The organism is Algimonas arctica (genome assembly GCF_014652695.1).
Classification (GTDB): Bacteria; Pseudomonadota; Alphaproteobacteria; order Caulobacterales; family Maricaulaceae; genus Litorimonas; species Litorimonas arctica.
This window is the reverse complement of the sequence record NZ_BMZH01000015.1, coordinates 18220-36685: the sequence shown is the minus strand read 5'-3', so window position 1 is coordinate 36685 and position 18466 is coordinate 18220. Positions and strand designations below refer to the sequence as shown.

At 56.7% G+C, this 18466-nt stretch carries 17 protein-coding genes; 10 read left to right on the top strand and 7 right to left on the bottom strand.

From position 1 onward, the window contains the following. Positions 1–7: 7 nt before the first annotated feature. Positions 8–769 carry a sterol desaturase family protein gene (locus IE105_RS13515; RefSeq protein WP_233354164.1) on the bottom strand — a complete coding sequence of 254 codons (762 nt, stop codon included), beginning with the start codon at positions 767–769 and terminating at the stop codon, positions 8–10. 26 nt (positions 770–795) lie between these two features. Further along, a complete protein-coding gene (locus IE105_RS13510; RefSeq protein WP_189499331.1) occupies positions 796–1125 on the bottom strand; it encodes a hypothetical protein in 330 nt (109 codons plus the stop codon). Between the two features lie 54 nt (positions 1126–1179). Between IE105_RS13510 and IE105_RS13505 the strand changes: the two genes are divergently transcribed. After that, a complete protein-coding gene (locus IE105_RS13505; RefSeq protein ID WP_189499330.1) occupies positions 1180–1995 on the top strand; it encodes an SDR family NAD(P)-dependent oxidoreductase in 816 nt (271 codons plus the stop codon). Next, entirely contained in the window at positions 1995–2717 is a 723-nt protein-coding gene (pyrF, locus tag IE105_RS13500; protein WP_233354163.1) for an orotidine-5'-phosphate decarboxylase, read from the top strand. Before IE105_RS13505 ends, pyrF begins: the two co-directional genes overlap by 1 nt. Here the strand turns inward: pyrF and IE105_RS13495 are convergent. The 3 genes from IE105_RS13495 to IE105_RS13485 form a co-directional block, all read right to left on the bottom strand. Then, positions 2714–3520 carry a hypothetical protein gene (locus tag IE105_RS13495; RefSeq protein ID WP_189499329.1) on the bottom strand — a complete coding sequence of 269 codons (807 nt, stop codon included), beginning with the start codon at positions 3518–3520 and terminating at the stop codon, positions 2714–2716. The genes pyrF and IE105_RS13495 overlap by 4 nt on opposite strands. Positions 3521–3692: 172 nt before the next feature. After that, a complete protein-coding gene (locus IE105_RS13490) occupies positions 3693–4793 on the bottom strand; it encodes a hypothetical protein (RefSeq protein ID WP_189499327.1) in 1101 nt (366 codons plus the stop codon). Positions 4794–4881: 88 nt separating this feature from the next. Further along, positions 4882–5088, bottom strand: coding sequence for a DUF1674 domain-containing protein (locus IE105_RS13485; RefSeq protein ID WP_189499326.1), 207 nt, complete (start codon positions 5086–5088; stop codon positions 4882–4884). A 199-nt stretch (positions 5089–5287) separates the two neighbouring features. On the opposite strand from IE105_RS13485, the gene IE105_RS13480 reads away from it, so the two are divergent. The 8 genes from IE105_RS13480 to IE105_RS13445 all read left to right on the top strand — a co-directional run bounded on the left by IE105_RS13480 (position 5288) and on the right by IE105_RS13445 (position 16956). After that, the gene (locus tag IE105_RS13480) at positions 5288–6892 is read left to right on the top strand and encodes an RsmB/NOP family class I SAM-dependent RNA methyltransferase (protein WP_189499325.1); all 1605 of its coding nucleotides are present in this window, start codon (positions 5288–5290) and stop codon (positions 6890–6892) included. 129 nt (positions 6893–7021) lie between these two features. Continuing rightward, entirely contained in the window at positions 7022–7825 is an 804-nt protein-coding gene (locus IE105_RS13475; RefSeq protein WP_189499324.1) for a hypothetical protein, read from the top strand. A gap of 223 nt (positions 7826–8048) precedes the next feature. Beyond that, positions 8049–8723: a ribulose-phosphate 3-epimerase gene (rpe, locus tag IE105_RS13470; protein WP_189499323.1), complete on the top strand. Its 675-nt coding sequence runs from the start codon at positions 8049–8051 to the stop codon at positions 8721–8723. A 67-nt stretch (positions 8724–8790) separates the two neighbouring features. Next, positions 8791–10434: a heparinase II/III family protein gene (locus IE105_RS13465; RefSeq protein ID WP_189499322.1), complete on the top strand. Its 1644-nt coding sequence runs from the start codon at positions 8791–8793 to the stop codon at positions 10432–10434. Next, positions 10431–12422, top strand: a complete 1992-nt coding sequence (locus tag IE105_RS13460; RefSeq protein ID WP_189499321.1) for a polysaccharide biosynthesis protein — start codon at positions 10431–10433, stop codon at positions 12420–12422. Before IE105_RS13465 ends, IE105_RS13460 begins: the two co-directional genes overlap by 4 nt. Positions 12423–12512: 90 nt before the next feature. Continuing rightward, complete coding sequence (purH, locus tag IE105_RS13455) at positions 12513–14147, top strand: bifunctional phosphoribosylaminoimidazolecarboxamide formyltransferase/IMP cyclohydrolase (protein WP_189499320.1); 1635 nt, start codon at positions 12513–12515, stop codon at positions 14145–14147. Positions 14148–14257: 110 nt separating this feature from the next. Continuing rightward, entirely contained in the window at positions 14258–16327 is a 2070-nt protein-coding gene (locus tag IE105_RS13450) for a protein-disulfide reductase DsbD family protein (RefSeq protein ID WP_189499318.1), read from the top strand. A 23-nt stretch (positions 16328–16350) separates the two neighbouring features. Then, positions 16351–16956: a redoxin domain-containing protein gene (locus IE105_RS13445; protein ID WP_189499316.1), complete on the top strand. Its 606-nt coding sequence runs from the start codon at positions 16351–16353 to the stop codon at positions 16954–16956. Positions 16957–17006: 50 nt separating this feature from the next. On the opposite strand, the gene hslV is transcribed toward IE105_RS13445, so the two are convergent. Further along, positions 17007–17558, bottom strand: coding sequence for an ATP-dependent protease subunit HslV (gene hslV / locus IE105_RS13440; RefSeq protein WP_189499314.1), 552 nt, complete (start codon positions 17556–17558; stop codon positions 17007–17009). Positions 17559–17616: 58 nt separating this feature from the next. After that, complete coding sequence (locus IE105_RS13435; protein ID WP_233354162.1) at positions 17617–18435, bottom strand: D-Ala-D-Ala carboxypeptidase family metallohydrolase; 819 nt, start codon at positions 18433–18435, stop codon at positions 17617–17619. Positions 18436–18466 lie beyond the last annotated feature (31 nt).

Here is an 18466-nt window from a genome sequence, read left to right as displayed (position 1 = left end):
CGCTAGCTTAGCGCTTGGACCTCATAAAGGGAAGCCAGAGCGAATAGAGCAGCCGGGCCGGACGGTCCGTCTGATAGTTCGACAAGCCAATCGTCAATTCGCCTTGCGCCTTTTTGCGGTAGGTGCGGAAGATATGATCCCAAATCGACAGATTGAACCCAAAATTACTATTGGTTTCCGGGCGCCGGACGGAGTGATGAATACGGTGCATATCCGGAGTCACGAAAACACGGCGCATGGCGCGGTCGAGCCGTTGTGGAAGAGCGATATTACTATGAGTGAAAATAGCGGTCGCGTTTAACAGAATTTCAAAGACGATGACGGCCAAGACTGAGGGGCCAAGGACGAGAATGAAGACAGCTTTCCAGAGCAGGCTGACAGCGATTTCGACAGGGTGGAACCGCACGCCGCTGGTGGCGTCCAAATCGCGATCTGTGTGGTGGACGCGGTGCAGTCGCCATAGCCACGGGACGTAGTGAAAAGTGACATGTTGCGCCCAAACCGCAAAGTCGAGCAATATGACGGCCAGTGCGCCCTCCGCCCACGGATCAAGTGCGATGAAATTCAACAGGCCCCAGCCGTTCACGGCAGCAGCAGCGGCGACGCTCACGGCGAGAACGGGCGCCATCAAAACACTGATAAGACTGCCCAAAGCGGATAAAGATAGGTTGGTCCACCAGCGCGACAGGCGTGGCAACACTCGGACGCGCGCGGGGGCGACAGTTTCCAGCGCCATAAAGAAACACAGAGCGCCGATAAAAACGCTCAATCGAACGACAACAATTGTGTCCAAAACTATTGGCAACCCTTCTGGCGACGGGCCAAGGCGATGGAGCGGCGGTCACGCTCTTCCTTGGCTTCAATCGGGCGGTCGCCGGCGCGCTGACCGAAGAGGGTCGAACCATTACGGCGACTGTTCGTGCGTTCAAGCTCACTTGGGTCTTGTTCAAGCAACAGGTCCTGCGGACTGGCGCGATAGCTTTCTGAGAGAAGGTTCAATTGCTCGCAATCATAGCCGTCATACTTTTCGGGCTGAGCATCCTCAAAATTGGGCGTGAAGCACCCTGTGAGCAGAATTGCTGCGCCGCAGGTTAAACTGATCCGTCCGATTGATTGCCATTGCATAGTGTCGGGTCTAGCAAGAGAATTGATGACGGCAAACACACAAAGGGTTCATGTATGACGGATGCAAGCAAGAGAACGATGCTCATCACTGGCGCGTCAGCCGGAATTGGCGCGGCGTTGGCCCGGGAATATGCGGGGCGGGGTTGGAACCTGATCGTGACGGCCCGGCGCACAGAGCGGTTGGAGGCTTTAAAGGCCGAGATCGAGGCCGTGTTTGAGGTGAAGGTCGAGTGTGTCACAGCGGACCTGATGGCGGACGGGGCCGTCGATATGATGCTGGCCGAAATAAAAGGCAAAGGCCTGACGGTTGACGGTCTCATCAACAATGCCGGCTACGGCCATCCGGGTCTGTTTCTTGACAGTTCGTGGGAAGAGCATGATAAATTCAATAGGCTCATGGTTGATGTTGTGGTCGAGGCCACACGGAAGCTCCTGCCCGGCATGGTCGAGCGGGGCTATGGTCGCGTGATGAACGTCGCAAGTTTGGCTGGGCACTTACCGGGCAGTAAAGGCCATACGCTCTACGCGGCCGTGAAAGCCTATCTGCTGAAGTTTAGCCAAAGCCTCAATGTGGAAATGGAAGGCACGGGTGTGTATGTCTCTGCGCTGTGTCCGGGTTTCGTGATTACCGAGTTTCATGATGTGAACGGGACACGCGAGGGGATTAATCAGCTGCCGAGCTATATGACCATGAGCGCGGCCGAGTGCGCCCGTTTGGCCGCCGACGCGTTGGAGGCCAATAAGGACGTGTTTATTCCAGGCAAAGTCAACCGAACGATCGCGCGGCTCGGGCGGTTCTTGCCGCAGTCCCGGGTTAAGTCCATGTTACGAAAGCGGTCCGAAAGCTACCGCAACACAGGCGAAAATTGATGATGTCCGAGACCGCCAATATGACCGATGAACGTGTTTTCGTCGCGCTTGACCTCCCGAGTGTGGAGGAAGCACGCGCGTTGGTGGAGCGTTTGGGCGAGAGTGTTGCAAGCTATAAGATCGGGCTGCAACTCCTCCCCATTGGAGGGGTGCAGTTGGGCCGAGACCTTCGCGCGATGGGCAAGAATGTTTTCCTCGATTTCAAGTTTCACGACATTGATGCCACTGTTGAGAAAGCGACGCGGTCTATCGCGGGCCTCGACGCTCAGTTGCTGACCGTTCACGCGCGTCCCGATGTGATGCGCGCAGCGGTAAAGGGGAAGGGCAGTTCGAGCCTTAAAATTCTCGGCGTGACGGTTTTGACCTCATTGGATCAAAAGGCGCTCGAAGATATTGGCTATAATGATAATGCCGAAAATCTCGTGATGCGCCGTGTGCGCCAAGCATTGGACGCAGGGGTGGACGGTGTCGTCGCATCGCCCTTGGAAGCGGCGGCCATCCGCGCGGCCGTTCCGGATAGTTTTTTGGTTGTCACGCCGGGTGTGCGTCCGCTCGGATCGGATGCCGGGGATCAAAAACGTATTGCGACGCCCGCGGCCGCTTTAGCGTCCGGCGCGTCGCATTTAGTGATCGGACGACCGATCACGCAGGCTGAGGATCCTGTTGCTGCGGCTCGCGCCATTATGGCTGAGATCCGCAGCGTCGATTTTAGAACGGCTTAGCTGCCGTAACGTGAACGCCCATGTTGTTGTGTCGCGCACGGCCCTGTCACGCAGACCGGAACGGGGTAACGCACATAAATAATGGGGCGGACAACACGGTAATAGACGCGGTGTGGCGCAGGCCGTTGGACGTGTGGAGGGGTCCATTGTTTGACGACTTTGTAGCAGCCTGTGACCTGATGCGCTTGAGGGTTATGAACAGCGACAGGACAGGATGTCGGATGAAGGCGTTCATTGTGCCCAAGGCCCCCGTAATTTCCCGAAAACCCTTCATAGCGATACTGATGGCCTTGATAGGTTGATGTGACGACGGGCGCTTGGCTGGTTGACGCATAACTGGTTGCGTGTGCCGATGCACTCGTGCCGGAGGATGCGGACGCTGACGCTGACGCGTAGGCAGATGCCTGAGACGTGGTGCCGTTTGCATAGGCTGACGCACTGGCATAGCTGGATGCGCTAGATGTTCCGCCAGAGCTTGTCGCGCCTGCATAAGCAGAGGCGCCAGAATATGATGTGGCTGACGGATAATGCGTTGTGACAGGCGGGTGTGTCCGACGTGTTGCGATTGGACGATAAGCCGGCGTCGTTCCACAACGGGCTTGATGCTCGAAATAGGAAGAAAGTGGCGGCAGAGTGCTGGTGCCTGTTCGTGGACCGTCACACGTCACACAGGATGGCGGCGGCGGCGGCGTTACGACACACGTAACACAGTGCGGTTTGACAACCGGACATCCGGCTTGTGCGGTTGCGCTGAGTGCAGTTGCAGCAGCGAGTCCCAAAGTAACTTTAATGAGCTTGGACACGGGCGAGCCTCTTCCTTGCGCGTTAATCCGAATAAGAAATTCGAACAGAGGGCCGACTGGGCCGCTCCGACAAAAGGTGCTGCAATGAGTGTGCCAAAGCGGAGGATCATAAAAAAAGCCGCTGCCCTGAGAGGGCCGCGGCTTGTTCTTTTTCGCGGGGTCTGGGTCGCGTTTAGTAGCGGCTTCTCTGTCCGCTTTTATGAGCGCCAGGATGTTGCGCTTGCGCATTACACATGACGGGCGGCATCGGTTGCGGCGCCGGATAGGGCGTTGGGTAATATGTTGGCGCGGGTTGAGGTAGACGGCGCTTACAGATCACTTGCGTGGCGACCGTATTGCCAATCTGTGTCGGGCCGGAGACTTTTTCCCAATAGGTTCCATCGGCGCCGACGGTGGAGCCATAACGGCCATTCGTCATTTTGTAGGGCGCGCCCGCCGCACCGGGGTATCCCGTTGGAATTGAAGGCTGAACCTGTGGGCCGCTCATATATGGTGGTCGTGGATGCGTCATATAAGGCTGAACCCTTGGGACGTGAACATTAGGGGGCTGCATCATCGGTTGGTGCATCATGACGGGAGCGGGAGGACGCGGTGTCGGAAGCGGACCAATCGGCATCCCGGTCAAAGCTGGTGTGACGCCCCCCGGACCCGCATCAAGGACGGCTTGCGCGCGGTAGGGGTTGCGATCGACGATGGATGTCGGAAGATAGGCAATTCCGGGCGTGATCGTATAAGGATCGCCGTAAATGCGGGGTGTGAATTTCGAGGGATCAAACCCGCCACCAATGGCGACGACCCGTTCTTGCACATGTGGGCGTGGCATATGCGGCTGCGGGGCAACAATTGGGGCCTGCATGACAGGAGGCGGGACGTATGTTGGCGCGGCAACAGACGCCGTACGAACAGAGGTCGTGCTAACCGCGGCACTACCCTGATGGCCGGATCGGCAATAGGTCGTGCTCTGCGGGTGGCATCCTTGAGTAAAGCCGCCGGGCGCATCGGCCAGACCGACATTAGGCGCCATACCGTGCACACGGGTTATTGAGACATGGGGCGAGCGCTGAAAATGCACGCTGTCGAGAAAGTCGTACGGGGTCCGGTTTTCAATGGTGGTTGGTCCTGAATGTCCCGTTGGTGACGGCACATAAGAAACCCCTGTGTCGCAACCTGCAACACCGCAATAAGCCGGTCCACCCGCCAAGGCGATGCCACTTAAAAGGCCTAACATTGCGACTGTGCCGCCGACGCTCAAAAGAGCCGTTTTGATGGCCATTTCGCCACTCCCACTAAGTTCGCGCCTGGATCTTTCCAGTGCGCCATCATTCACCAATTTGGCGAAGCATGGCCGGCGCGACGTGGGTTTAGAAATCGTAAGCGATACCGCCCCGTTCCCAGTCCCCAAACCGCGTCGGCTCTTCGCCGCTCGGGCCGTTCCGCTCAGTCGGACGTGTGTGTTCAGCGGCGGCCCGTCGTCGCTCTGCGGCCTCTTCCAAGGCGCGCGTCGCGGCGGGGGACAAAGCCTTACCGGGGGCCGTATTTTCCAATTCTTCGGGTGCTGTCTTTGACATGCCCGAAAGGTAGGAGCGGCGACCCGCTACGTCAAACCGGAACAGATCGTCCGATGTCTCCTTTTGCTACAGTGGAAGGCTGAAAATGACGTGAATCCCGCGCTAGGACACTGTTTACCATAACCTGCCCTGCCAATATGCCGCAGGGCAGCCGCTTGCCGGGATGGACCGTTCGCCGGGTCTGTCCTATGGGCGCGACATGTCTGACACGCCCAAAAACTCTTCTCGACCCTCTCGCCCGTCTTCCGGCGGGGGCGGGGATCGCCGTGGTCCCAATAAAACCGGTGGTAAGCCGGGCGCTAAATCTGGCGGAAAGCCGGGCGGTCGCCCTGAAAACCGCTCAGGTGGTAAAAGCGGCGGTGGCGGCTATAAAGGCGGTTCGGGCGGATCAGGCGGCGGCTATAAAGGAAAAGGCACGGGTTCCAATGACCGCAAAACTGGGTCTGGCGAGACTAAACGCGCCTGGCCTCGCCCAGTGCGTCAAGAACTGACTAACGCCCAGCGTGCGCGTAAAGCCGCCGCTATGGCCGTCGCGGATGTCATGGGTCGGGGCTTTCGACTGGAAAGCTCACTGGCGAAAAACCCGGCCATTGAAGGCCTTGATCCGCGCGACCGGGCGTTTGCCCGCGCCATCGGCGCGACAACGCTGCGGCGGTTAGGGCAGATTGATGCCGTTTTAGCCCCATTACTGAAAACACCGCCGCCGGGACGGGTGCAGGCTTATTTGCAGACGGCTGTGGCGCAAATGGTCTTTATGGATGTTGCACCGCACGCGGCTGTTGGTGATACAGTCACCTTGGTCAAGGCGGATGAAAAATCAGAACCGTTTTCCGGTCTTGTGAATGCGGTGCTGCGTAAAGTTGCCGAGACGGGTAAAGCGGACGCGGCGAAAATTCCGCCGATTAGAAATTTTCCCGGTTGGTTACGCTCAGAATGGACGCGGCTTTATGGCAAAGCGGCTGTTCGGCGAATGGCGCTGCTCCTCGCGACGTCACCGCCGCTTGATCTTTCGGTCAAAAATGATCCCGACGGCTGGGCCAAAAAACTCGGCGGAACCGTAGTTGGAGGAAAAACAGTTCGGCTTGATGTCATCGGCAACGTGACGGCCTTGGAAGGCTTTAAAGAAGGCGAATGGTGGGCGCAGGATATTTCGGCGTCACTGCCCGCTCGCGTGTTGGAACAAGCCTGCGGCGGATTTGTGGGCAAGCGTGTGGCGGATTTATGCGCTGCTCCCGGCGGTAAGACCATGCAGTTATGTGCCATGGGCGGGGATGTCACGGCGTTCGATCTCTCTGAGGCGAGAACCGAGCGCTTGAAGCGAAATCTTGATCGGACACAACTCGACGCCACGATCGTGATGGCCGACTTAACGGAATATACGCCCGAGAAGACATTTGACGCCGTTTTATTGGACGCGCCGTGTTCCTCGACAGGGACATTCCGGCGACATCCTGACGTTATTCACAACCGCCGCGAGCGGGATATTACGCCTCTCACCCGACTCCAAGATACGCTTCTCAAGCATGCGGCGAAATGCGTATCGCCCGGCGGAACGCTGCTTTATTCAGTGTGTTCGTTGCAGGAAAGAGAAGCTGCAGACCGGGTGCGGAAGTTTTTGAAGGCAATGCCTGATTTTGGCCTTGTTAAGCTGGCACCAATCCCGGGTCTGGACCTCCCCGAAGGGCGTATAGACGGCGGAATGATTAGACTTCTGCCATCTGAGTCGCCCGATGGACGAGGAATGGACGGATTTTTTATCGCGGTTCTGAGGCGAGCCGACAAAACAGACGCAAAAGAGACGTGAAGACTTAAAAATATGACCTGAAAACAGAGTTTAAAGGTCGCATTAACTCAGTTTGGCTAAAGAACACCCCAAACTGGCACGAGTCTTGAAGCGAAACGTTCAGCGATGTGTCAATATGGGAGGCTCTTCATGAGCACGAAACAGATTATCCGCAGCGGCCTTATGGGGTCTGCCGCGATTGCGGCGCTCGGGCTTACTGCCTGCGCCAACAGTCATGCTCAAAGTAATCGGTATGGTGCGAGCACGCATTACGATTATGAAAGTTCACAATCTTGCGGTTCTAGCTGCTCAACAGGGGTCACAACTCCAACGTTCCGCCCGGCGCCAAAAGTTCATAAAACGCATTACGGCTACGAAGGCGTTCCATGCAGCACATCTTGCGGGGCTGTGACTTCGGGTTATCCGACGATTACGACAGGCACGACGCACGTCACGTCGTCCTACCCTTCAACACCGTCTTACGCACAAGAAACGGCGCCTTGTCCGACAGGAACAACATCACAACCTGATGGAACTTGTATGCAAAGTAGCTCACACGTGAGCAGCTACACAGGGTCATCCACTTATACAGGCGGATCATCTTACACATCGGGTAGCTATTCTTCGGGTGGCTATGCGTCCTCCGGTGGTGTTGCTGATTGTCCAGCGGGCACAACAATGCAGTCTGATGGATCTTGCTTGCAGCGCGGTGGGTCATCTTATTCGAGCCACACCAGCTCAACCTATTCAGCGCCGGTCTCAACCTATTCAGCGCCAATTACGTCGACTTACAGCTCAACATATGTTGCCCCTGAGTTGACAACAGAATGTTGTAGCCCTGTCGTATCATCGACATCTGTCTACTCTGGCGATGCCGTGACCAACACATATGGCGGTTATGCCACATCGGGCTCGACTTATAGCTCAAGCGATTACCTGCCGATCCGCAAATAAGCGGTTCGCAGATCGACACATCGTGCCCGGTCCGGTTAATCCCGGATCGGGCTTTATTATGTCCGCAACTCTTTTGGGTCTGATATCTGTGCCCGACATTGTTGTGAATACTATCTGGATTGCGTCTGTGCGTTGCGAAGCGTAGAACTCACTGCTAGGTCATCGTTGAGCCGAGATTGTAGACCTTATTTCGATATCTTAACGCCATTGATTGAGGCTGCCCGTGAGCGACGTTCTCATTTCCCCGTCTATCTTATCCGCTGATTTTGCGGCGCTCGGTCAGGCCGTGGCCGATGTCGATGCGGCCGGGGCGGACATGATTCATATTGATGTGATGGACGGTCACTATGTCCCGAACATCACGATCGGTCCTGACGTGGTAAAGGCGTTACGCCCACATTCAGCCAAACCTTTTGACGTCCATCTCATGATCGCCCCTGCGGATCCGTTTCTGGATGCCTTTATTGACGCGGGCGCAGACTTTTTATCCATTCATCCCGATGCCGGGCCTCATCCTCATCGTAGCTTGCAGGCGATCCGAAGTCGCGGGGCCAAGCCGGGTCTCGTTTTAAATCCGGGTACACCCGCCAATGTCGTGGCGCCGATGATTGATCTTGTCGATATGATCCTCGTGATGAGTGTTAACCCCGGCTTTGGCGGACAAAGTTTTATTGAGAGTCAGCTTTCTAAGATTGAGTGTCTCCGCAAAATGATTGATCAAACAGGTCGGAACATTGTTTTAGAGGTCGATGGCGGTGTGAATCCGCAAACCGCTCAGAGATGTATTTCCGCTGGCGCGACGGCCTTGGTTGCGGGCAGCGCTGTTTTTAAAGGTGCCGGGACGCTTTCGGATAATATTCAGGCGCTGCGAGGGCCCTGTGCGCGGGCTGCGGCTTGATCGGCCAGACGTGACACGACGAGTTACCATAACAGACGCTTTGCGCGCCCGGCTTGGCCAGGCGGTCATGGATACGTCCGCCTCTCTGCGGCCGAAGCTGACATCAGGGGGACGTTCACCGGGCTTCAAACAGATCACGGTTGCGCGACCTTACGGAGATCGACGGCGAGGCGCTGATTTACTGGCTGGTCGCTGGATGTTTGGGGGTCACAGCATTGATGTTGGATCGCACGGTCATCCATTTTCTGTCTCACTTCCATCCGAGCGTTTTGCGGATTGGATTCATAGTTTTGACTGGCTGGCTGACCTACTGAGCGTGCCCGGCGGTGAGGCCAAGGCTGGACAGTTGGTTGCTCAATGGGCCGACGCCTTTGCGGGAAGCAATGCGTTCGTTTTTGCTCCCGATTTGCTCGCCCGACGCACTCTACATTGGGGGGTGATGTTATCGACTTTGACTGATGCCCACGGCGTTTTAGCCGGACGATATTCAGCACAGATGCGGCTTTTACGCCGCGATACGGCCCGAGTATCCGACGGTTTAGCGCAGTTGCGGGCGCGAGCGTCCCTTGTCATTTATGGTGCACGGCTCTCGGAAAAAGGCGAAACGCTCTTGGCGCGGGCTTTAGATAGTCTGGACGAAGAAATTGCCTTACAAATTTTGGCTGACGGAGGACATGTCAGCCGTTCGCCTATGGCGACCCTTGATGCGCTAGATGCGCTACTCGCGGCGGATGCTGTTTTGCAAGCGACCAATTTAGAAGGCTCTCGGGCGCTCGATAGGGCGATAGACAGAATGTTGCCGATGATCGCGACCTTGCGGCACACAGATGGGGGCTTAGGCGTCTTTCATGGCGGCCACGAAGGCGATCCGGCCCGTATCACGGCGCTATTAAAATCCCGGTCTGGCAGCCCGCAACCTTTCGCCTTTGGTCCGCATACAGGGTACCATCGCTTAGAGGCTGGTGAAACGGTCGTCTTGGTTGACCTCGCGGGTGTTCCTGCCCGTCCCTTTGATCTTGAAGCGCATCTCGCGCCGCTCGCGATGGAAATCTCAACCGCTGAAGGTCGTTTGCTCGTGAATTGCGGTTGGCATCCGCAAGCGGCTCCGGCTTGGCGTCGTCCTGTTCGGGCGAGTGCAGCGCATTCAACCCTAACATTGGCCGACCGATCGCCCGGCCATATCCTTGACGACGGCTTTCTGGCTGACGCACTTGGTCCAGCGATTGCACAAGAACCAGAGAATGTGCGCGCCCGCCGGAAAGAGCAAAGTAGCGGTATCTGGTTGGAAAGCTCGCATGATGGCTATAAAGCCGATCATGGTCTGGTGCACCGGCGTCGACTGTTTGTGGGGGAGAGTGGAGACGATGTTCGCGGAGAAGACAGTCTGTTCGTACCGCTGGGAGCTGTGCCCGTCTCGCGCGATACCGTGCCATTTGCGCTGCGTTTCCATTTCCACCCGGATGTCCGCGTGAGCCTCGCTCAAGACATGTCCAGCGCTCTGCTCGTGCAAAAAGGTCGCGCGGGTTGGCGGTTCCGTACCGATGGCGGGCCATTGGCCGTTGAGCCCAGCGTCTATCTCGGCAGCGGCGCCCGGCCCCTGAAGTGTCAGCAACTCGTGATTACCGGACAAGCATTGGGTGACGGCGACGGGCAGGGGCGCGAGAATCGCGTGCGCTGGTCGCTACGTCGCCTCAAAGGCCGCAGCGCATGATTGGGCGCACAGTCAATACGCACAAGCCGCGCAGGACGTTACGTCAAGTCCTCAAGGGGATATCGCTTTTGCTCGTTGATAGCGCGATGGCATGGCTATCCATGCTCATGGCCGTGCGCTTGCGCTACGACTCTATTAATCGCCCGATTCAGGCTGATATTGATCACCGATCCGCGATTATTGCTGGGTGCGTAGCGATTATCGTCTGGGCCTTTATGCGCCAAGATCGGCTGATCTGGCGATTTACGTCCTTGAGTGATTTCCGACGTCTGTTCCTCGGAATTGTTGTGGTTATGGTGATTGTCCCCCTCATTCTGTTTTTCGGGTTCGAACGCGGCCAGCATTTCCCACGCTCTGCACCGTTCATTGCAGGCGCCATTTTTGGGCTTGGAATTGTTCTGTCGCGCCTTGTTGCAATGGCGATCAGCAATGGCGATTTTCGCGCGCTCTATCGTTCGCCGTCGCGATTTTCGCATGACGCTGTTTTGGTTGGGAAAGCGTCCAACCTGTATAATTATTTGCGCGACAGTTCGCGCCGGGATCGGGCGAAAGGTTTCAATCCAATCGGCTTGATCGAAACGTCGGGCCAGTATGCAGGGCGGTCGATCCGGTCCGTGCCCGTGCTTGGTAATACGGCTGATTTGGCGAGTCTTTATCCTAAATTGAACACGCGTCGGGACCAGCCGCTGCATATCCTTTCACTCGATCCCAATCCAGACCGGGAACAGACTCAGCAATTGATCAAGGTTGCCGCCGAGCTGGGGGCGCCTTTGTCACGGGTCGGGACAGGTCCAAATCAAGGCCTTAGCCGATTTGAAGCGGCGGATTTGATCGGACGTGACCCGCGCACTTTGGATATGACGCCTGTTTCAGAGCTCATCTCGGGCAAGCGTGTGCTGATCACAGGGGCCGGCGGGTCGATCGGGTCTGAGCTGACGACACAGATTGCGCGGCTTGCGCCTAGCCATCTGGCGTTGGTGGATATGAGTGAGCTGAACCTGTTTAATTTGGAACGTAAATTGGGCCCGTTACAGCCCTTCGGGCAAGCCGCCCCGTGGCGAACCTATCTTGGTGATGTTTGCAGTCGTGGCCGTATGGCAGAGATTTTTGCGGCGGAGCGTCCTGATATCGTGCTGCATGCGGCGGCGCTAAAACATGTTCCGTCCGGCGAACGTAATCCGATTGAAACATTGCGAACCAACGTTTTAGGGACTCACGTCACGCTTGATCTGTGTGAGGTCTATGGCGTGTCGCATTTCGTCCTGATTTCGACGGATAAGGCTGTGGACCCCGTGAATGTGATGGGGGCGTCCAAGCGGGTGGTGGAACTCTTGACTTTGGCGCGGCAAAGTCAAATTCCGACGATGCATGCGTCTGCCGTGCGCTTTGGTAATGTGCTGGCATCGACAGGCTCAGTCGTGACTTTGTTCGAAGAACAAATTGCTATGGGTGGACCCGTCACAGTGACTCACGCCGACATGAACCGCTATTTCATGACGGTGCAAGAAGCGTCATCCTTGGTTCTGCAAGCGGCTGCCCTCAATGCAACTCAAGAACAGCAAGCCGCGCATATTTATGTTCTGGAAATGGGCGAGCCGGTTAATATTTCGCAACTGGCGCGCAACTTGATCCGTCTGCGCGGTAAAGTGCCGGATGAGGATATCGAAATCATCTTTACGGGGTTGCGTCCGGGCGAAAAACTGTCCGAGCGATTGACCCACAAGGACGAACTTTTATCGCCGACCCCTGTGTCGGGCGTCGCGCGCTTTGATGCCTGTATTATTGAGCCGACGGCCGTCTTGCGCGGCGTTGATAAGCTTTTACGTGCGATTGATCGCCGCGACCGCCCGCAAATTAAAACGGCCCTAAACGGTCTACTCAAAGACTTTGTGCCGCAAGACACGCTCAATGGCCTCCCGGTAATTCACGATTTGCCCGAACCCGTCGATATTCCGAGCTTGAATCTGCCACGACCGGACGGCTCCTAGTAAGAACGGATGTACCGTCTTCTGGTCTGAACTGCTGGCGCGTGATAGCGCGCGCTCGTCCCAGTTTTAGATTCTTTGACGGACCGTCTCATGCCAAGCCCCAATCCCGACCTTAAGCCATTTGACCCAGACCGTTTGCGGCCTGTTGCGCGAGCTTTGCTGTCTGTCTCCGATAAATCGCGTTTGATGGATCAGGCGCGGGCCTTGTCTGAGCTTGGAATCGAATTGGTCAGCACGGGCGGAACGAAGCGCGCCATTGCTGATGCGGGAATCACCGTGTCGGACGTCGCTGACCTGACGGGGTTTCCTGAAATGATGGATGGTCGGGTTAAGACCTTGCATCCGATGGTGCATGGGGGCCTGTTGGGCGAACGTGACCTCGCCTCACATGTTGATGCGATGAACGCTCACGGCATAGCGCCCATCGATCTGTTGATTGTCAATCTTTACCCGTTTGAGCAGGCCGTTGCCTCTGGCGCTGACTATGAGACCTGCGTCGAGAATATCGATATTGGCGGTCCGGCCATGATCCGTGCGGGCGCGAAGAACCACGCCCATGTCGCTGTCTGTGTCGATGCGGATGATGTGGATGCGGTGATTGCCGAATTGCGCGCGAATGCGGGGCAAACATCAGGCACATTGCGCCAACGTCTCGCGCATAAATCCTTTGCCCGGACGGCGCATTATGATGCGGCCATCAGCAATTATTTCGCCACTGTGCGCGGGGATATAGCGCCGGATTATCGTGCTCAAGGCGGCGCGCTCAAGCAAACGCTGCGCTACGGCGAAAACCCGCATCAAACGGCGGCCTTCTACGCGGATGGCTCGACCCGTCCCGGCGTATCGACAGCCACGCAACTGCAGGGCAAAGCGTTATCGTATAATAATATCAATGACACTGACGCGGCTTACGAGCTCGTGGCCGAATTTGGCGATGCGCGCGAGAGCGCAAAGCCCGCTGTCGCAATCATTAAACACGCCAACCCGTGCGGTGTCGCGACAGCCGATGATTTTATCACGGCCTATAATAACGCGCTGGCCTGTGATCCAGTCAGTGCCTTTGGCGGGATTGTCGCGCTGAATGGTGTGCTGGACGAGGCAACCGCAAAAGCCATCGTCAAAGTCTTTACAGAAGTCGTTATTGCGCCGGCTGCGACCGACGAGGCGATTGCGGTGTTCCGTAAGAAAAAGAACCTGCGCCTGTTGATCGCGGGCGACCTCCCTAACCCCCGTGATGCATCGCTGACGTCCCGCAATGTCGCGGGCGGCATTCTGGTGCAAGACCGCGATAATGGCTTCGTGGCGGATGCGGACTTTAAGGTCGTCACAAAACGCGCGCCGACAGACGCCGAAATGCTTGATCTTAAAATGGCTTGGAAAGTCGCCAAACACGTCAAATCCAACGCGATTGTCTATGTCAAAGATGGGGCCGCTGCCGGGATTGGCGCAGGTCAAATGAGTCGTATTGATGCCGCGCGCATCGCCGCGCGCAAAGCCGAAGACGCGGCGCAAACCGCAGGCTGGGACGAACCGAAAACTGTCGGCTCTGCCGTCAGTTCCGATGCCTTCTTCCCCTTTGCCGACGGTATGCTCGCCGCCGCCAAAGCGGGCGCAACCGCTGTCATTCAACCGGGCGGATCGATCCGCGACGCAGAAGTAATTGCGGCAGCGGATGAGGCGGGTCTCGCGATGGTATTCACGGGCATGCGCCATTTCCGGCATTAGCACTGTCGCATTGCTGCTCTGGTCAGAGCTACGCGTAGAACAATAAACTTCGCGTGAGCGAAAGCGATCTAGCATCGCCTTGTTAAAGTTGCCGTATTATAGGGACATATATGCGCGCCCTATTTCTCACTCTTCTTCTCTGGCTTACCGCTACGACAGGGGCGCTGGCCACCAGCTCTCTGCCCATTGATACGGGTAAGGTTGAAGCGTCTCTTTTGTCTTCCCATTACACCGTTGCGCCGGGTGAGACGTTTCAGATCGCGCTAAAGACAGAGCTGGATGACCACTGGCACACCTATTGGCGTAATCCGGGCGACAGTGGTGAACCCGTTCAGATAAACTGGACCGTGCCGGGCACCGTCACAACCGGCGACATTGTTTGGCCTCTGCCAGCGCCTATTCCGACAGGCCCGATTATTAATTACGGATTCGAGGGCGCGCCGCTCTTTCCCGTCGATTTCACCCTCGCTGCTGACGCGGCGATTGGGTCGGTTATCGAGGTCGAAGCCGACGTTTATTATCTAGTCTGCAAAGATATTTGCATCCCGGAGAACGGGACACTGCGGATTATCTTGCAAGTCGCGGACGAATCCGAGCTCAATGACCGCAATGCGGCCGCCATCGCCGAAGCCATCAATGTTGCCCCGCGTGCACTCGCTATACCTGCCGCCATGCAAGCGAATGGCGCGGCCTTGTCGCTCCAGTTTTCCGATCTCCCCGCAGGGGACTTCTCCAACGCCTATTTCTTTCCTTACGATAATACGTTGCTCATTCACTCTGACCCGCAAACGGTCTCTCTGGGTGAAAGCGGCATTCAAATCGACACAACGGCCAGCTTTGGTTGGGGCGAAGGCTTTTCTGAGCCGCAACAGGGCGTCTTGGCGTTTGATGTGAAAGGGGTCCGGACGGGACGTATCGTCACCATCGCGACGGGTCCGGCCCTCTCTGTCAGTGTCGACAGTCTCCTTCCCACGACGTCCGGTGCTTCAATCACCCTCTGGGGCGCGATCTTCGGCGCCTTAATTGGCGGGTTGATTCTCAACCTCATGCCGTGTGTTTTCCCCGTGTTTTCCCTCAAAGCCCTGTCGCTGGCGAAGTCGGCGCATGGTGAGCGTAAAACGGCCCGTCGAGAAGCCTGGGCCTATGCGGGCGGCGTGTTTGCGACCTTTGCTGTTCTGGTTATTGCTTTGATGGTCGTCAAAGCAGGCGGGGCCGCGATGGGCTGGGGCTTCCAATTGCAGAACCCCATCATCGTGGGTTTGTTAGCGCTGCTACTCTTTGCGGTCGGGTTGAACCTGATCGGTGTTTTTGACGTGGCTGGCGGGTCATACCAAGGCGCAGGGGCTGGGCTTGCCGGTAAGGGGGGCCTGACGGGGTCTTTCTTTACGGGAACTTTGGCTGTTCTGGTCGCGACGCCTTGCACGGCTCCCTTTATGGCCAGTGCGATTGGCTATGCGCTGGCGCAGCCGATATTCTTTACTGTGCTCGTCTTTGCCGCGCTGGCCGCAGGCTTCGCCGCGCCGTTCGTCCTGTTGGCTTATGCGCCGGGTCTGTTGACCAAGCTGCCCAAGCCGGGGCCGTGGATGGTTCGCCTGCGCGAAGTGCTGGCCTTTCCGATGTTCGCCGCCGCCATCTGGCTTGTGTGGGTGATCGGTAATCAAGCGGGTGTGGACGGGATGGCGCTGATTTTACTGGCGATGTTGGCGCTCGCGCTCGCGGTCTGGCTCTTACAGCGTACAGGCCTGTGGCGCTGGATCGGGGTCGTCATGATTGTACTGGCGATGGCGTTGCCATTCGCGGCGCGCACAGCGCCTCCATCAGGGTCGGTTGATTTATCTATGGAGGCATGGAGTCCGGAACGTGTCGCGGAGCTGCGCGCCGGCGGACAGGCTGTCTTTGTCGATTTCACCGCTGACTGGTGTGTGACCTGTAAGGTTAATGAGCGGCTAGTGATGAAAACAGATGCGGTTAAACAGGCGTTTGCCGATACGAATACGGCCTTTTTGATCGCGGATTGGACCAATAAAAACGACATGATCGCGCGCGAGTTAGAAAGCTATGGCCGCGCGGGCGTGCCGCTCTACCTCTACTTTCCGTCTGGTGACAATGTCGTGAAGGGGCAAGTTCTTCCTCAAGTTCTGACCGTAGATAGGGTAGTGAACATGCTCAAGGGGAGCTGACACCCATATTGGGAGACTCGACCATGAAAATGATTACCTTCGCCACAGCCGCCGTTTTGGCGCTCTCAACTCCGGCTTTTGCCAAAATCACAACGGGCACATCCGTTGCTGATATGACCGTCGTCGATAGTAATGGCGCGTCGCATAACCTGTCTGATTTTGCCGGTAAACGCGTTGTCCTTGAATGGACGAATGAAGGCTGCCCTTACGTCAAAAAACACTATAATTCGAATAATATGCAAGATTTGCAACGCGACGCCACGGCGGACGGAGCTGTCTGGCTCGCCGTGATTAGCTCCGTACCCGGCAAACAGGGTCACAAGGACAATGTTCAAGTCGTCAACTGGACAGCCCAGCACGACGTGGCGGCGACAGCCGTGATCTTAGACGAGGAGGGCACGTTGGGGCATGCGTTCTCTGCGCGCACCACGCCGCATATGTATATTATCGATGAAGACCAAACGTTGGTGTATCAGGGCGCGATTGACGACAATAGCTCATCCAATCCCGCAACAATCGACGGGGCGACGAATTATGTCCGCGAGGCGTTGGCAAGTTTGGACGCAGGTGAGGCCGTCGCTGTGACAGATACACAGCCCTACGGGTGTTCAGTCAAATATAGCCGCTAAGCGGTTCGCTCGGTTTCATGACAAGAAAACCCGCCATCTTGGCGGGTTTTTTATGTGATAGTTTCAATGGTCAGATTATTATTGGTGAAGACGCATATCTTGTCCGCAATCGCCATAGCTTTGCGGGCTAAGACCTCTGCGTCTTCTTCATATTCGTTCATCGCCAACGCGGCCGAGTAAGCGTAATTTCCGCCTGATCCGATGGCGACAATGCCTTCGTCCGGTTCAACCACATCGCCATTGCCAGTCAGAACGAAAGTCTGATCCTTATCAGCGACGATCAACATGGCCTCGAGGTTGCGAAGGTATTTATCCGTTCGCCAGTCCTTTGTGAGTTCAACACAAGCGCGGGCCAGTTGGGTTGGATATTGCTCAAGTTTCGTCTCTAGTCGCTCCAGCAGGGCGAAGGCGTCCGCGGTGGCGCCGGCGAAGCCTGCAAGCACCTGACCGCCGCCGACGCGGCGGACCTTGCGCGTATGCGCCTTCATGACGGTATTCCCGGCGCTGACCTGGCCGTCGCCGACAACAACGACCTTGCCGTTTTTACGGACTGACAGGATCGTCGTGCTGCGCCATTTTTCGTTTAGATAATTATCGCTCATAAGGGAGATGTGGGTGCAGGGCTGCGGGCCGTCAACCGCCCGACTGTGACCCGCACGTTTAGCGGCCCCAGCGCGCCGTAGTGCCGCGACCATCGACATGGACGAAGGGTCCGTGCACGGCATTGGCGCGATAAGCTCCGATGCCGCCTTTGGGGAGGTCGGTTCGATGTTTGTAGAGTTTTTGGGCGTAGTCATAGAGCCAATTGGCATCGGCTTTGGTGATTTTCCCGTCTCGATTGAGGTCATCCATATTGCCGTTTAGGGGCTCATAATCGACATAAATATCAGCCGCGTCGCCGTACATGTGGCGAGAGAATTTTGCAGATCCGATGGCGGAATTATAAAACGGTGTACGGAATCCGCTCATGACGAAGAAGGTCTCTGCTTCGGTCGTTTTGTCATCGTTTAAAGCGGTCAGCAGCGCCTCAAGGCGGCGGACATTGTTCTGGCTGACAAGAACATATTTCGGCCAGTGACCGGATTGTTGCTTGCAGAGAAATTGCCCGAGTTTGAAATGTGGGGATAGGTCAAGATCATGGTCGTTCGGACCCTCTAACTTGATGAAGCCTTTTGGCGGGTTGCGCGGATAAGTCCCGATCCGATAGCCGTTAAGCCATCCTTTTTCGTCGATGTTGCTATGAGGTTCCAGCACGAAAATGTTGATCGTGGCGACTGTCTCAAAGCCGGACCTAATCGTGGCTGACAAAGTTTGCGCGGACTGGGGTGCGCGCCAAGTGGGCGTCCAAACCTTATCATCGATCATAAAAACATAACCGGGCGGCAAGGTGATATCCAAGCCCTTGCCGGGCAGAACAGTCTCGTACCATTGCGAGAATGGCAGCGCGTAACCGGCTTCCCCGGATGGCTTTAAACTCATCTGGACAGCTGGCGAAGTCTGCGCGATTGCA